The organism is Streptomyces xylophagus, assembly GCF_000716435.1.
GTDB lineage: Bacteria > Actinomycetota > Actinomycetes > Streptomycetales > Streptomycetaceae > Streptomyces > Streptomyces xylophagus.
On the sequence record NZ_JNWO01000032.1, the window covers coordinates 90,989 to 104,281 of the forward strand.

14 protein-coding genes are annotated in these 13,293 nt (G+C 70.3%); 5 read left to right on the forward strand and 9 right to left on the reverse strand.

Annotation, left to right across the window (positions count from 1 at the left end):
• Positions 1–21: 21 nt before the first annotated feature.
• On the forward strand, positions 22–1,164 hold the full coding sequence (gene galK, locus OO70_RS43665; RefSeq protein WP_078651796.1) for a galactokinase: 1,143 nt from the start codon (positions 22–24) through the stop codon (positions 1,162–1,164).
• 43 nt (positions 1,165–1,207) lie between these two features.
• Here the strand turns inward: galK and OO70_RS43670 are convergent, their stop codons facing one another.
• The 4 genes from OO70_RS43670 to OO70_RS43685 all read right to left on the reverse strand — a co-directional run bounded on the left by OO70_RS43670 (position 1,208) and on the right by OO70_RS43685 (position 4,427).
• A complete protein-coding gene (locus tag OO70_RS43670; RefSeq protein ID WP_043684884.1) occupies positions 1,208–1,693 on the reverse strand; it encodes a hypothetical protein in 486 nt (161 codons plus the stop codon).
• Positions 1,690–2,928, reverse strand: coding sequence for an MFS transporter (locus OO70_RS43675; protein ID WP_234337081.1), 1,239 nt, complete (start codon positions 2,926–2,928; stop codon positions 1,690–1,692). Before OO70_RS43675 ends, OO70_RS43670 begins: the two co-directional genes overlap by 4 nt.
• Positions 2,929–3,000: 72 nt before the next feature.
• A complete protein-coding gene (locus tag OO70_RS43680) occupies positions 3,001–3,909 on the reverse strand; it encodes a sulfotransferase family protein (protein WP_043684887.1) in 909 nt (302 codons plus the stop codon).
• Positions 3,910–3,971: 62 nt separating this feature from the next.
• On the reverse strand, positions 3,972–4,427 hold the full coding sequence (locus tag OO70_RS43685) for a GNAT family N-acetyltransferase (RefSeq protein ID WP_043684890.1): 456 nt from the start codon (positions 4,425–4,427) through the stop codon (positions 3,972–3,974).
• A 261-nt stretch (positions 4,428–4,688) separates the two neighbouring features.
• On the opposite strand from OO70_RS43685, the gene OO70_RS43690 reads away from it, so the two are divergent.
• Positions 4,689–5,456 (forward strand): LuxR C-terminal-related transcriptional regulator, encoded by a 768-nt coding sequence (locus OO70_RS43690; RefSeq protein ID WP_043684893.1) that lies wholly within the window; start codon positions 4,689–4,691, stop codon positions 5,454–5,456.
• On the opposite strand, the gene tamR is transcribed toward OO70_RS43690, so the two are convergent.
• A complete protein-coding gene (gene tamR / locus OO70_RS43695; protein ID WP_019066624.1) occupies positions 5,415–5,912 on the reverse strand; it encodes a MarR family transcriptional regulator TamR in 498 nt (165 codons plus the stop codon). The two genes, OO70_RS43690 and tamR, sit on opposite strands and share 42 nt — an antisense overlap.
• A gap of 119 nt (positions 5,913–6,031) precedes the next feature.
• On the opposite strand from tamR, the gene OO70_RS43700 reads away from it, so the two are divergent.
• Together OO70_RS43700 and OO70_RS43705 are read left to right on the forward strand one after the other, a co-directional pair.
• Positions 6,032–6,847 (forward strand): trans-aconitate 2-methyltransferase, encoded by an 816-nt coding sequence (locus tag OO70_RS43700; protein WP_043684897.1) that lies wholly within the window; start codon positions 6,032–6,034, stop codon positions 6,845–6,847.
• Between the two features lie 3 nt (positions 6,848–6,850).
• Positions 6,851–7,213, forward strand: coding sequence for a VOC family protein (locus tag OO70_RS43705; protein WP_043684900.1), 363 nt, complete (start codon positions 6,851–6,853; stop codon positions 7,211–7,213).
• Between the two features lie 116 nt (positions 7,214–7,329).
• On the opposite strand, the gene OO70_RS43710 is transcribed toward OO70_RS43705, so the two are convergent.
• Complete coding sequence (locus OO70_RS43710) at positions 7,330–8,007, reverse strand: TetR/AcrR family transcriptional regulator (protein WP_043684903.1); 678 nt, start codon at positions 8,005–8,007, stop codon at positions 7,330–7,332.
• Positions 8,004–9,020: an acyl-CoA desaturase gene (locus OO70_RS43715; RefSeq protein ID WP_043684907.1), complete on the reverse strand. Its 1,017-nt coding sequence runs from the start codon at positions 9,018–9,020 to the stop codon at positions 8,004–8,006. Before OO70_RS43715 ends, OO70_RS43710 begins: the two co-directional genes overlap by 4 nt.
• A 307-nt stretch (positions 9,021–9,327) precedes the next feature.
• On the opposite strand from OO70_RS43715, the gene ppc reads away from it, so the two are divergent.
• Positions 9,328–12,060, forward strand: coding sequence for a phosphoenolpyruvate carboxylase (gene ppc / locus OO70_RS43720; RefSeq protein ID WP_043684909.1), 2,733 nt, complete (start codon positions 9,328–9,330; stop codon positions 12,058–12,060).
• 73 nt (positions 12,061–12,133) lie between these two features.
• Here the strand turns inward: ppc and OO70_RS43725 are convergent, their stop codons facing one another.
• Together OO70_RS43725 and pth are read right to left on the reverse strand one after the other, a co-directional pair.
• A complete protein-coding gene (locus OO70_RS43725; RefSeq protein ID WP_234337082.1) occupies positions 12,134–12,580 on the reverse strand; it encodes a hypothetical protein in 447 nt (148 codons plus the stop codon).
• Between the two features lie 63 nt (positions 12,581–12,643).
• Positions 12,644–13,246 (reverse strand): aminoacyl-tRNA hydrolase, encoded by a 603-nt coding sequence (pth, locus tag OO70_RS43730; protein WP_043684914.1) that lies wholly within the window; start codon positions 13,244–13,246, stop codon positions 12,644–12,646.
• Positions 13,247–13,293 lie beyond the last annotated feature (47 nt).

Genomic DNA, 13,293 nt, shown 5'->3' on the forward strand with positions numbered 1-13,293 from the left:
GAAGGGTTGAGGGGATCGCACGTGGGTGTACGTGAGGGCTTCGAGGAGCTGTACGGAACCGCTCCCGAGGGCGTCTGGGCCGCGCCGGGCCGGGTCAACCTGATCGGCGAGTACACCGACTTCAACGAGGGCTTCGTGATGCCGCTCGCCTTGCCGCACACGGCGGTGGCAGCGGTGTCCCGCCGCACGGACGGCGTCCTGCGCCTCCACTCGGCGGACATCGAGGGCCCGGTCGTAGAACTGCACGTCGAGGAACTGGCCCCGCGCACGAACACCAGCTGGGCCGCGTACCCGGCGGGCGTGGTCTGGGTGCTGCGCGAGGCGGGCCACGAGGTAACGGGCGCGGACATCCACCTCTCCTCGACGGTCCCGACGGGCGCGGGCCTGTCGTCCTCGGCGGCGCTGGAGGTGGTCACGGCCCTGGCTCTGAACGACCTCTTCGAACTGGGTCTGTCCGCGCCGGAGTTGGCCCGCTTCTCGCAGCGCGCGGAGAACGACTTCGTCGGCGTCCCCTGCGGCATCATGGACCAGACGGCCTCGGCCTGCTGCGAGGAGGGCCACGCGCTCCACCTCGACTGCCGGGACCTGTCGATCCGTCAGATCCCCTTCGACCTGGCGTCCGAGGGCCTCTCGCTCCTGGTCGTCGACTCCCGCGTGAAGCACGCCCTCGGCGACGGCGCGTACGCGGAACGCCGCGAGGGCTGCGAGGAGGGCGCACGGCAACTGGGCGTGCCGTTCCTGCGGGACGTGGCGTACGAGGACCTGGAGGCGTCCCTGGCCCGCCTGTCCGACGAACGCATCCAGCGCTACGTCCGCCACGTCGTCTCCGACGACCACCGGGTCGACCAGGTCATCAACTTGCTCGACGCGGGCGAGGTCCGAGCGATCGGCCCGATCCTCACCGAGGGCCACGCCTCCCTCCGCGACGACCTGCGCATCTCCTGCCCGGAGTTGGACCTCGTGGTCGACACGGCGGTCGGCGCGGGTGCGCTCGGCGCCCGTATGACGGGCGGCGGCTTCGGCGGCTCGGCGGTCGTCCTCGTGGAGGCCACGGACACGGAGACGGTCACGAAGGCGGTGGAGGAGGCGTTCGCGGGCGCGGGGTACACAGCGCCTCGGGTGTTCCCGGCGGTGCCTTCGGCGGGGGCGCGGCGGGTGGAGTGAACGGTCACGGCGAAGACGGCCCGGAACCACCGGGGCGTCCCGCTCACCCCGCTATGTCGTCGCAGACGGGATCCTCGGCGGAGACGCTCTTGGCCAGTTGGTGCAGCGCGCTGTGGACCAGTGCGCGAAGCCGCGCCGCGGTCAGCGCGGACGCGCTGTCGTAGGTGAGGATCCGCACCACGTCGACATGCAGTTGGTCGACCTCGCCGAGAGCGGGGAGACCGGCCAGCAGTTCATGATCGGGCCGCTTCGTCACCACGTTCCCTATGTCGGCCGGCCGGAGCCGCCCGATCATCTCCGGTGTGTACGGCTGTCCTTGGGCCACGGCGTCCAGCACGAGGGAATGGATGCTCAACGCGAGCAGTGTTCGCACCACCACGTCGGCCGAATCCGGGTGGACCCACCAGTCCTCGAATCGCCGTTGCCGAACGTGACGGTAACCGGAGAGCCGATCGGCGGCGGCCAGGATGCGGCGGCTCCACGCGGAGCAGTCCGACCAGATGTCCACGGCGTCGGCCTCCTCCGTCACGGGGTGCTGCGCAGGCTCCGGACCCCCGGGGCCAGCAGCGCCGCGACCGTCGCGAGAACCACCAGTGTCGCGCACCCCGCGAGCGTGTGTCCCAGGCCCACCGTCGTCGCGAGTGGGCCGGCGATGAGCAGTCCCAGCGGGGCGAAGGCCAGGGAGCCGAATCCGTCGTAGGAGCTGACCCTGGAGAGGGACTCCTCGGGGATCTCGCGGTGGATGGTGGTGGACCACAGGACGCCGAAGACGTCGCTGGAGATCCCGGCGGTGAACATCGCGGCGGCGATCAGCCAGACCGGGGCCCGGACGGCGAGGAGAGCGATCGGGACGGCCAACGGGAAGGTGGCGAGTACGGCCACCAGCATCGGGCGGCGGACCCGGACCCGGGCGGCCAGGCCCGCGCCGGCGATCGTGCCCAGGGCCTGTGCGGCGACGATGACCGACCAGGCGCGGGCGCCGCCCAGGTAGCGGTCGGCGGTCAGGGGACCGAGAACTCCCACGTTCGCGTTGAGCGCCGCGACCACGATCGACCACTGCGCCACCACGACCCACAGCCACTGCCGGGACGCGAACTCCCGCCAGCCCTCCCGGAGATCGGCCCAGCCGGAGGACTTCCTGGGCGGGCGTACGGCGACCGGGAGGCGCGCCGTGAGGGCCGCGCTGACCACGAAGGACGCGGCGTTCAACGCCAGTGCCCAGCCCGCGCCCACCAGGGCCACCGTCACACCCGACAGCGCCAGGCCCAGCAGCCGGGCGCTGTTGGTGCCCACCCGCAGCGTGCCGTTGGCCTGTTGGAGGCGTTCGGTGGAGACGACCAGCGGCACGATGCCGTCCATCGCCGGCATGAACAGGGCCGAGGCCGTACCGGCCGCCACCGCCAGCACGCACATCGCGGGCAGCGGTGCGTGCCCGGTCAGCACCAGCGTGGCCAGACCCGTGTACGCCACGGCACCCATCAGTTCCGCGAGCGCCATCAGACGAGCGCGTGACATGCGGTCCGCGATGACCCCGCCCACCAGGATGAACATCAGTTGCGGCAACGCCTGGCACGCCAGCACGAGCGACAGCCGACCCGGACCGGCTCCGGGCAGGGCGAGCACCGCGAAGGCGAGGGCCACGGCGGCGAAGCCGTTGCCCAGCACGGACACGGTTCGCGCGGTCGCGAGCAGCACGAACGCCGGCTCACGCCACAGTGATGATGTTCCGGGACTCTCGGCGGTGGTGGCTGAAGTGGATGTCACGGCCAGGTACTTTAAACGACCCACGTCAACGGGTGTCCACAACCGGCCACTTCACCGGTCCGGATCACCGGTTCAGAGATATCCCCAGGCCCGGCACATCGGCCGCAGCACCTCCGGGATCTCCGCCAAGTCCGGTGCCGGGCGGTCCGGTTGGACCTGGCCGGAGCGGATCTTGTCGGTCCAGTCGCCGAAGCCGCCGCCCAGGACGGCGCCCTCCAGACTGCTGCCGTAGTCCGTCATCCCGGGCTCGTAGGGAAGGTCCAAGTAGGCGCAGAGGGCGCGGAGTTCGGCGGTGGGGTCGGCCGTGAGGTCCTCGTAGCGCAGGATGTGGCCGCCGATCTCGGCGTGGGCCTCCTCCATGGACTCCATGTACTTCAGGACGCGCTCGGCGGCCTCCTCGCGGGTGCGGTCCGGTACGGCCTCGTGCCAGGAACGGGCGACCGCCCCCGGGTGCCGCCGCAGGAAGACGAACCGGGCGTCGGGCCAGGTCTCCGCGATGCGCCGCCACTGGAAGGCGTTGCCGGGGGTCTTCTCCACGATGAACTGCTTGCCGGACTTGACCAGTTCACGGTGCAGGGCCCGGTCCCAGAGCAGGCCCTCCAGTTGTTCGTGGCCGAGGCCCAGGGTCCGCAGGGAGCGTTCCGTGGGGGTGCCCGACTTGAAGTAGACCTCGATACCGGTCAGATGGAGTTCGTGCGCCGCGTGCAGCCGGGAGTGCGCCCCCAGCATCATGCGCAGCAGCGTCGACCCGGAACGCACCGAGGTCAGGATGAACACCGGGCGCTCCAGCAACCGGTCGACGGCCGGATCCACCGTCGCCGTCTCCGGTACGGGTTCGGGGCGCGCGGGGCGCGAACCGCGCGGCGCGGGAATCGCCCCCAGGGAACCCGCCGTTGTCGCCGTGGGCGGCGTGGGCGCCCGGCGAATCTGGTAGCCGGTCGTCTCGGCGAGCTTCGAGTTCAGCCTCCGCAGCATGCTCATGGCGGGCACGGTAAAGGGAGTGTCTGAGACTGGGCTGAGCGTCCCGTTCACCCCGGATGTGTTCACCCCAGGTTCTTGGTGAGGGTGTATTCCGTGACCCCCGGCGGATAGTCCGGGATCACGCACACCACCTCGTACCCCAGCTTCTTGTAGAAGTCCGGCGCCTGGAAGTCCCACGTCTCCAGCCTGGCGGCCCCGCAGCCGCGCTCCTCGCGGGCGATGCGTTCCGCCTCCGCGAGCAGCCGGGAGCCGAGTCCCGTCCCTCGGTGACGGCCGTCCACCCACAGATACGTCACATGGAGCCAGTCCGCCCAGGTGTGGCAGACCGCTCCGCCCGCCAGCTCGCCGGCGTCGTCCAACGCCCAGACGTGAAGCGGAACTTCACGTTCGCGAGGGGTTCCGCGCAGCGCCCGCAGCACCGGGGACGCGGCCGTGTTGGTTTCGAGCAGCCGGGCGCGGAGCAGATCGCGTCGCTCTCTGTCGACTTCCGTCTCAATACGAAACATGCGGCTCACCATAAACGGGCCGGACAGTCAGTTCTGCAAATTAGCTTCCGCTGCTGCCCCCCGGCCGTACCCTGTGAACAGCACCGGTGGGGGCCGGTGCTGATCAGGGGGCGAGACAAGTCGGGTACGACGCCCGATGTGGGGGTAGCAGTGTCTGCACGGCGGCGGCCGTGCGGCTCAGGCCGCTCCCGGGCGTCGTACCCGCAATCATCGCTTCGTCTCCCGACGATGAGGTATCCCCTGCTCCCTGAGGAGCCTGGGGAAGGGGGTTTCGTGGTTCGCATCCGAGTCCTGGTCGTCGACGACCATCGCATCTTCGCCGAGTCGCTCGCCGCGGCACTGGCCGCCGAGCCCGATGTCGACGTGTCCGCCGCCGGCAGCGGTCCCGCCGCGCTGCGCTGCATGGAGCGCGCGTCCGCCGAGGGCCGCAGATTCGACGTCCTGCTCGTGGACGCCGATCTGGGCGGCAACGTGCCGGGCGTCCGGCCCGCCGTGCCTGTTCAGGCGGGCAACGAGGACGGGCTGGTGGACGGGATCTCCCTGGTCGCCGGGGTCCGTTCGGCGCAGCCGAGCGTACGGATGGTCGTGCTGGCGGAGAAGGACGATCCGCGCCGGGCCGCGCTGGCCCTGCAGGCCGGTGCGTCCGGCTGGGTCGCCAAGGACTGCTCGCTGTCCAGGCTTTTAACCGTCATCCGAGGTGTCCTGCGCGACGAGACGCATCTGCCGCCGGCCCTGCTGACCGGGGTCCTGCGCGAGTTGACGGCCGCGCGCAAGCACCGCACCGAGAGCGAGCGCCTGGTGGAGTCCCTCACGCCGAGGGAACGGGAAGTGCTGCGCTGCATGGTGGCCGGCTTGGGGCGCAAGGCGGTCGCCGAGCGACTGTTCCTCTCCCCGCACACAGTCCGGACGCATATGCAAAACGTGCTCGGCAAGCTGGGCGTCCACTCGACCCTCGCAGCGGTCGCGCTGGCGAGGCGCGCCGGGGTGGGTCCCGTCGACCTAGCCGGGGATGTTGTCGAACGGGGCGGTCAACTGGCGTAGCAGCCCGGCCAGTTCGCCCCGCTGGGCGCGGGAGAGTTCCGCGAGGATCGCGCGCTCCTGGGCGAGCAGGCCGGCCAGGGCCTGGTCCGCGCGGTCCTGGCCCTCCTCGGTGAGCCGGACCAGCACACCCCGGCGGTCGCTGGGGTCGGGGAGGCGCTCGACCAGACCCTTCTTCGCGAGGCGGTCGATACGGTTCGTCATCGTGCCGGACGTGACCAGGGTCTGCGTCAACAGCTGCCCGGGGGAGAGCTGGTAGGGGCTGCCCGCGCGCCTGAGCGCCGTCAGCACGTCGAACTCCCAGGGTTCCAGGCTGTGCTCGGCGAACGCCAGCCGCCGGGCCCGGTCCAGATGCCGGGCCAGCCGGCTCACCCGGCTGAGCACCTCAAGTGGCTCCACGTCGAGGTCGGGGCGCTCCCGGCGCCACGCTGCGACAAGCCGATCGACCTCGTCCTCCATGACGATCAGTGTAGTGGTTGTGTCGACGTGAAGTCTCTTGATGTCGACTATATCGATGCCGAGTATCTCGACTTCAAGTCTCTTGACATCGAGAGACTTGGGGCGGGAAGGTGTACGTCATGACTTCCGCCTCGCCCGTGTGGGACCCCGCCCAGTACCTCCGCCACGCCGACCACCGCGCCCGCCCCTTCACCGACCTGCTGGCCCGGGTCACCGCGCTGCCCGCGGAGCGCCCCCGCATCGCCGACCTCGGCTGCGGCCCCGGCAACGTGACCACCGTCCTCGCCGACCGCTGGCCCACCGCGCACATCACCGGCTACGACAACTCACCCGAGATGCTGGCGAAGACCGAGCCCTACGCCGGCCCCACCACCGGTGGCGGCAGCCTCGACTTCGCCCACGCGGACGCGACGACCTGGACGCCGACGGAGACGTACGACCTGATCGTGTCGAACGCGGCGCTGCACTGGGTCCCGGGGCACCTGGACCGGTTCGGCGACTGGGTCTCCGCACTGGCGCCGTCCGGCACCTTCGCCTTCCAGGTGCCCGACAACATCGACGCGCCCCTGCACGCCCTGATGCGCGAACTCGCCGGAACCGCCCGCTGGAAGAGCCGGCTGGGCGAGGTCCTGCGCCACGAGGACTCCGTCCACACACCCGGCGTCTACCTCGACCGCCTGGCCCGCCTCGGCTGCGCGGCCGACGTCTGGCAGACCACGTACCAGCACATCCTCCCCGGCGCCGACCCCGTCCTCGACTGGGTCAAGGGCACCGGCCTGCGCCCCGCCCTCACCGCCCTCGCGGACGACCCGGAGGCACGGGACGCGTTCGTGACGGAGTACCGCGACCTGCTCCGCGAGGCGTACCCGACGGCGGAGTACGGCACGGTCCTCCCGTTCCGGCGGTTGTTCGCGGTGGCCCGCAGGGAGGCGTGACGGATGCTCGCGGCCGTGGATCACGTGCAGTTGGCGGCTCCGGCGGGGTCGGAGGACGCGCTGCGCGCCTACTACGTCGACACCCTCGGCATGACCGAGATCCCCAAGCCGCCGGTGCTGGCGGCGAGGGGAGGGTGCTGGTTCGGGGCGGGGGCGGTCCAGCTGCATCTGGGGATCGAGGTCGACTTCCGGCCGGCGAGGAAGGCTCACCCCGGGCTCCTGGTCACCGACATCGGGGCGTACGCCGCCCGGCTGGAGGCCCACGGGGCGCAGGTCATCTGGGACGCGGACCTGCCCGGGTACCGGCGCTTCTACTCGGAGGACCCCGTCGGCAACCGGCTGGAGTTCCTGGAACCGGAAGACTGACCGGCGTTTGCCCGTCGGCATCGCGGCTTCACGCGCCGACAACAGTGGAGGGGCCCCTGCTCTTCAGCAGGGGCCCCTCCACTTTCTCCGTACTTACGGGTTCAGCACTTACGGGTTCAGCTTTTTCGGCGCCCTATCAAATGTGGCTTCGCCTCCAGCCCATCCAGCCCGTGCCACGCCAGGTTCACCAGATGGGCCGCCACCTCCGCCTTCTTCGGGCGGCGGACGTCCAGCCACCACTGGCCGGTCAGGGCGACCATGCCGACCAGGGCCTGGGCGTAGAGCGGGGCGAGTTTCGCGTCGAAGCCGCGGCTCTTGAACTCGCGGCCGAGGATGTCCTCGACCTGGGTCGCGATGTCCGAGATGAGGGACGCGAAGGAGCCCGTCGACTGGGGGATGGGGGAGTCGCGGACCAGGATGCGGAAGCCGTCCGTGTACTCCTCGATGTAGTCGAGGAGGGCGAAGGCGGCCTGTTCGCAGAGTTCGCGGGGGTGGCCTGCCGTCAGGGAGCTGGTCACCATGTCGAGGAGGCGGCGCATCTCGCGGTCCACCACCACCGCGTACAGGCCCTCCTTGCCGCCGAAGTGCTCGTACACCACCGGCTTGGACACCCCGGCCTTCGCCGCGATCTCCTCCACCGACGTGGCCTCGAACCCCTTCGTCGCGAACAGCGTGCGACCGACCTCGAGCAGTTGGGCCCGGCGCTCCGCTCCCGTCATCCGGGTGCGGCGCGCGCGTCGGGGCTTCTCGTTGCTCGGGGTACTGCTGGGATCGGTCGCCACGGCGTCAATCATGCCGCCTCCGCCGACTCCTTCCGGGGCTGAGAGCTGTCCGGACCGGAGATACGGCGCGAATCGATACGTGAGCGTGACGGCCAGCGCACGTCATAGGCCCAGCCGAGTTGCTCGCACCAGCGGATGATCCGCGCCGAGGAGTCCAGCTGGCCGCGCATCACACCGTGCCGCGCGGACGTCGGGTCGGCATGGTGCAGGTTGTGCCAGGACTCGCCGCAGGACAGGATCGCCAGCCACCACACGTTGCCCGAGCGGTCACGCGACTTGAAGGGGCGCTTGCCGATCGCGTGGCAGATCGAGTTGATCGACCACGTGACGTGGTGCAGCAGGGCCACCCGCACGAGCGAGCCCCAGAAGAAGCCGGTGAACGCGCCCCACCAGGACATCGTGGCAAGGCCGCCGATCAGCGGGGGCAGCGCGAGCGACAGCATCGTCCAGAAGATGAACTGGCGGGAGATGGCCCGGATCGTGCGGTCCTTGATCAGGTCCGGCGCGTACTTGTCCTGCGGAGTGCGCTCCTCGTCGAACATCCACGCGATGTGCGCCCACCACAGACCCTTGATCAGCGCCGGCACCGTCTCGCCGTAGCGCCACGGCGAATGCGGGTCGCCCTCCGCGTCGGAGAACTTGTGGTGCTTGCGGTGGTCGGCGACCCAGCGCACCAGCGGCCCCTCGACCGCCATCGACCCGGCGATCGCGACGGCGATCCGCAGCGGCCGCTTCGCCTTGAAGGAGCCGTGCGTGAAGTAACGGTGGTAGCCGATGGTCACACCGTGGCAGCCGAGGTAGTAGAAGAACACCAGCAGGCCGAGGTCCAGCCAGCTCACCCCGCCCCAGCTCCACGCCAGCGGCACCGCCGCGAGCAGTGCCAGGAACGGGACGGTGATGAAGAGGAGAAGAGTGATCTGTTCCAGCGACCCCTTCTTCTCGCCGCCGAGTGTGGCGGCGGGGAGCGGAGTGCCGTCGTCGTTCGCCCGCGGGGCGTCGTCGATCACATCGGAGCTCGTGGTCATGGGCGTCCCCTGTGGGGTTCGGAGGTGGAGGCGGAGCGTCGGACGGCGGAAGCCGGGCAGCAACAGTTCAGCATGTACTTCCCTACGGTTCCGTAACCTACGGCAACGTAAGTATGGCAGCGCGTCGACCGGTGGACGAAGCCCGTGAGACCGCGCGTCAGAGTGGACACCTATCCTTGGTGTCGGTCGGACAGCGCGGTCCGCTCTGTTTTCTTCCCGGATGTCCGTCCCGTATGCGGCGCCCGCCGCGGGACCGCCGTCCGGGTTCCCTCCAGACGAGCTTCAAACACTGCAAGGAGCCGCACCTGTGAGCAGTGCCGACGACCAGGCCACCACGACCAACAACGAGCTGCGCGCCGACATACGGCGCCTCGGCGACCTGCTCGGCGAGACCCTCGTCCGGCAGGAGGGCCCCGAGCTGCTCGAACTGGTCGAGAAGGTCCGCCGCCTCACCCGCGAGGACGGCGAGGCCGCCGCCGAGCTGCTGCGCGGCACCGAGCTGGAGACCGCCGCCAAGCTGGTGCGCGCCTTCTCCACCTACTTCCACCTGGCCAACGTCACCGAGCAGGTCCACCGCGGCCGCGAGCTGCGCGCCAGGCGTGCCGCCGAGGGCGGTCTCCTCGCCCGTACGGCCGACCGCCTCAAGGACGCCGACCCCGACCACCTGCGCGAGACCGTCAAGAACCTCAACGTCCGCCCGGTCTTCACCGCGCACCCGACGGAGGCGGCCCGGCGTTCCGTGCTGAACAAGCTCCGGCGCATCGCCACGCTCCTGGAGACCCCGGTCATCGCCTCCGACCGCCGCCGCTACGACACCCGGCTGGCCGAGAACATCGACCTGGTGTGGCAGACGGACGAGCTGCGCGTCGTACGCCCGGAACCGGCCGACGAGGCCCGCAACGCCATCTACTACCTGGACGAGCTGCACGCGGGCGCCGTCGGCGACGTCCTCGAGGACCTCACGGCCGAGCTGGAGCGCGTCGGCGTCAAGCTGCCCGACGACACCCGCCCGCTCACCTTCGGCACCTGGATCGGCGGCGACCGCGACGGCAACCCGAACGTCACCCCGCAGGTCACCTGGGACGTCCTGATCCTCCAGCACGAGCACGGCATCAACGACGCCCTGGAGACGATCGACGAGCTGCGCGGCTTCCTCTCCAACTCCATCCGCTACACGGGCGCGACGGAGGAGCTGCTGGAGTCCCTCCAGACCGACCTGGAGCGGCTGCCGGAGATCAGCCCCCGCTACAAGCGTCTCAACGCCGAGGAGCCCTACCGGCTCAAGGCCACCTGCATCCGGCAGAAGCTGGAGAACACCAAGAGCCGCCTGGCCAAGGGCACCCCGCACCAGCCCGGCCGCGACTACCTCGGCACCGCCGAGCTGCTGCACGACCTCACCCTGATCCAGACCTCGCTGCGCGCCCACCGCGGCGGCCTCTTCGCCGACGGCCGCATGGACCGTACGATCCGCACGCTCGGCGCGTTCGGCCTCCAGCTCGCCACCATGGACGTACGCGAGCACGCGGACGCCCACCACCACGCGCTGGGCCAGCTCTTCGACCGGCTCGGCGAGGAGTCCTGGCGGTACTCCGACATGCCCCGCGAGTACCGCGCCAAGCTGCTCGCCAAGGAGCTGCGGTCCAGGAGGCCGCTGGCTCCGACCCCCGCGCCCGTCGACGCGGCCGGTGAGAAGACCCTCGGCGTCTTCGAGACCATCAAGAAGGCGCTCGCGGTCTTCGGCCCCGAGGTCATCGAGTCGTACATCATCTCGATGTGCCAGGGCGCCGACGACGTGTTCGCCGCCGCGGTGCTCGCCCGCGAGGCCGGGCTGATCGACCTGCACGCCGGGTGGGCGAAGGTCGGCATCGTGCCGCTCCTGGAGACCACGGACGAGCTGAAGGCCGCCGACACCATCCTCGAAGACATGCTCTCCGATCCGTCCTACCGGCGCCTGGTCGCGCTGCGGGGCGATGTCCAGGAGGTCATGCTCGGTTACTCGGACTCCTCCAAGTTCGGTGGTATTACGACGAGTCAGTGGGAGATCCACCGGGCGCAGCGGCGGCTGCGTGACGTGGCCCACCGCTACGGCGTGCGGCTCCGGCTCTTCCACGGTCGAGGCGGCACAGTCGGCCGCGGTGGCGGTCCCTCGCACGACGCGATCCTCGCTCAGCCCTGGGGCACGCTGGAAGGCGAGATCAAGGTGACCGAGCAGGGCGAGGTCATCTCCGACAAGTATCTGGTGCCGTCACTGGCGCGGGAGAACCTGGAGTTGACGGTCGCGGCCACCCTCCAGGCCTCCGCCCTGCACACCTCGCCCCGCCAGTCGGACGAGGCGCTGGCCCGCTGGGACGCGGCCATGGACCTGGTCAGCGACGCCGCCCACGCTGCTTACCGCAGGCTGGTCGAGGACCCGGACCTGCCGACCTACTTCCTCGCCTCCACACCGGTGGACCAGCTCGCCGATCTGCACCTGGGCTCGCGGCCCTCCCGCCGCCCCGGCTCGGGCGTCTCGCTCGACGGACTGCGCGCGATCCCGTGGGTGTTCGGCTGGACCCAGTCCCGGCAGATCGTGCCCGGCTGGTACGGCGTGGGTTCAGGGTTGAAGGCGCTGCGCGAAGCCGGTCTCGACACCGTGCTCGACGAGATGCACGAGCAGTGGCACTTCTTCCGCAACTTCATCTCCAACGTCGAGATGACCCTCGCGAAGACGGACCTGCGGATCGCCCAGCACTACGTCGACACCCTCGTCCCGGACGAGTTGAAGCACGTCTTCGACACGATCAGGGCCGAGCACGATCTGACCGTCGCCGAGGTGCTCCGCGTCACCGGTGAGGCCGAACTGCTGGACGCCACCCCGGTGTTGAAGCAGACCTTCACCATCCGGGACGCCTACCTCGACCCGATCTCCTACCTCCAGGTCACCCTCCTCAAGCGCCAGCGCGACGAGGCGGCGGCCGGCGCCGAGCCCGACCCGCTGCTGAGCAGGGCCCTGCTCCTCACCGTCAACGGTGTGGCGGCGGGCCTGCGCAACACCGGCTGAGCAGAGCAGAGAAACGAAGGGTGCCCCCGAGCTGTCGTAGAAGCTCGGGGGCACCCTCATGTCCTGCGAACGTTCAGAGTGCTACGAAGGCTGCCGTCAGCAAGGCGATCCCGGAGCCGGCCAGTACCCACCCCGCCCGGGTCAGACGCAGGCCGCCCGCGACGACCACCGAGGCCAGCAGGAGGGCGCCGCCGAGGGGGACCCAGGCGTAGAGGACGCCGGCGGGGCCGGAGCGCATGACCTCGTCGGTGCCGGGCTTCACGACCACGGCGTACGTCTGGCCCTTCTTCACCGCGACCGTGTGCTCGATGACGACCCTGGCGCGGGCCTTCGACCCCGTCGAGACCGGGGTGTACGGCCCGGTGCAGGTGTCGTCGCCGCACGCGGTGACCTCGATCGTGCCGCTCTCGCGGCCCTTGGTGAGCATCACGTTGTGCGCGGTCGGCCAGGAACCCCACACCCCGGCGATCAGGATCAGCACGGTGACCGTGCCCATCGCCGCGAGCCGTCCGAAGTTCATGGCGGGGATCATTGGCCATACCCGCACACGCGGTCAACTCCGGTGACCGACAAGTCGGTCAAGTCAGGAGTTGTACGCGCTCTGCGCCCGCTCCAGGCCCTCGCTCACCAGACACTCCACCGAGTCGGTGGCGCGGTCCACGAGGAAGTCGAGTTCCTTGCGCTCGGTGGACGAGAAGTCCTTCAGCACGAAGTCGGCGACCTGCATACGGCCCGGCGGGCGCCCGATCCCGAACCGCACCCGGTGGTAGTCCGGGCCCATCGCCTTGGTCATCGACTTCAGGCCGTTGTGGCCGTTGTCGCCGCCGCCAAGCTTGAGCCGGAGGGTGCCGTAGTCGATGTCCAGCTCGTCGTGCACGGCGACGACGTTCGCGAGCGGCACCTTGTAGAAGTCGCGCAGCGCGTTGACCGGGCCGCCCGACAGGTTCATGTACGACGTCGGCTTCACCAGCACGACCCGGCGGCTCGCCGGACCCGGCGCACCGATCCGGCCCTCCAGGACCTGCGCCTGCGCCTTGCCGGCCCGCTTGAACTTCCCGCCGATCCGCTCGGCCAGCAGATCGGCCACCATGAAGCCCACGTTGTGGCGGTTGTTCGTGTACTCGGGGCCGGGGTTGCCGAGTCCCACGATCAGCCAGGGGGCATTCGCGTCGGTCGTCACGTCCATCTCTCCTTGATACGCGCCAGCCGCTGTTCCCGAGCCTGACGGACGGG